Raw genomic sequence first — 1,498 nt, 5'->3', positions numbered from 1 at the left:
GCATGAGACACCCTGTGTCCACCCCCATAATGTCATGCGGCGAGTTTGAGCGCTCCGACATGGAGATCGGGATCGTACTCGGTGTGGTTTTGCCAAGCGCGCCAGAGGATGCGGATCCATGCGCGAGCGAGGATTCTCGCGGCGTGCTGATGGGTGCAGCCTCGCGCTTTAGCTCGGTGGTAAATGTCAGCTGCCCACGGCGAGGCATGCCTGGAATTGTCTGCGAAGCAGATGATGGCTTGGCGGAGACGATGATTGCAGGCCCATCGGAAGACGACACCGCGGCTTTTACCAGAAGCATGAGTGACCGGACAGACGCCGGCTTCCGCAGCGAGATGGTCCTCGGAGACATAACGCCGCCGGACATCTCCCAGTTCTGCGAGGATCTGGGCCGCACAAATCCGACCCGCCCGAGGGAAGGACATGATGATCCTGCCATCAGGAAGTTGAGCGACCGCATGCTCGATGCGTGCGGAGAGCTTGGCAATTTGGAGAACATGCTGTTCGAGCAATATTGCGAGGGCGCGCACGAGCTCTCCAGTCGCATCGACTTCGCCTTCCTGGGCGTGCCCCACCGGGGCGTCACGAAGCCGTTCAAGGAGTTGAGCAGGGGATCTGCGCCCCGAGTAGCTGTGCTGAGCCAGGAAGCTGGCGAGTCGCTTCTCTCCGAGCCGTGCCGCGCTGTCAGGCGTGGGATATCGACTGACGAAAGCGAGAGCGATGGGGCTGTCGATTGCTGCGAATATGGCAGCGGCCCCCGGCCAAAAGCTATCGAGCAAGCTGCGCAACTGGTTGGCCAGAACGATGCGCTGGGTAACCAGATCATCCCGGCCGCGCACCAGGACTCTCAGGGCCCGAATGTCGTCAGAGATGGGACTGAGCGGACGGAAACGGTGTCCGTCGGTACGCAGGATGTCGGCAAGCATATAGGCGTCGCCGGGATCGGATTTGCCCCCGGCCGCCCGGTATCGCGGGCGGCATGCTTTGACGACATTAGGGTGAATCGGCACGATCGGATGCCCAGCGTCGACCAAGGTATCGACGAGCAGCCCAGTCGGTCGTTCGATAGCGATGGGCAGTTCTCCCGGTGGCGCCAGCTTGCGCAGGGATACTATGAGGGTCGTGAGCCCAGCGGTATCATGGGGGGCATCCCAGCGTGCTACTATCTGACCGCTATCATTGACCACACAGATAGAGTGGCTCGCGCCGCCCCAGTCCAGCCCCGCATACAAGGTCATATGCCAACCTCCTCCAATGGGTGTAAAAGCACCCGAGCTGGGAGATCGGACGGATCGCTCACTGATAGGCGCTCTGGCCGGCAAGCTCTGGCGCTACACCCTGTTGTCCGTTGCGGTCTCCCGGCACCTGCCGCGCGACGGGTCTCATGCGGGCCGTCGAGCGGCGAGCATCTTTGGTCGTCACGGCAGATGCTCGGGCTGTTGAACACTACGCCGCTACGCGGCTCCGCGTCCAACAGCAGGGAGGTACTCCAGTGAGC

At 62.2% G+C, this 1,498-nt stretch carries 1 protein-coding gene; it reads right to left on the bottom strand.

Annotated elements, in window-relative coordinates; translation table 11 throughout:
• Window positions 1-32: 32 nt before the first annotated feature.
• Window positions 33-1,238 (bottom strand): IS110 family RNA-guided transposase, encoded by a 1,206-nt coding sequence (locus MJ601_RS21735; RefSeq protein WP_242130476.1) that lies wholly within the window; start codon window positions 1,236-1,238, stop codon window positions 33-35.
• Window positions 1,239-1,498: the final 260 nt, after the last annotated feature.

The sequence above is a fragment of the Sphingobium trunci genome (genome assembly GCF_022664535.1).
GTDB lineage: Bacteria > Pseudomonadota > Alphaproteobacteria > Sphingomonadales > Sphingomonadaceae > Sphingobium.
The sequence above is the reverse complement of the archived record's forward strand: the minus strand, read 5'-3'. Positions and strand labels throughout refer to the sequence as shown.

Bases quoted from the DNA above. Each gene is read 5' to 3' on its own strand.
- MJ601_RS21735 (WP_242130476.1), bottom strand. From the start codon at position 1,238: ATGACCTTGTATGCGGGGCTGGACTGGGGCGGCGCGAGCCACTCTATC.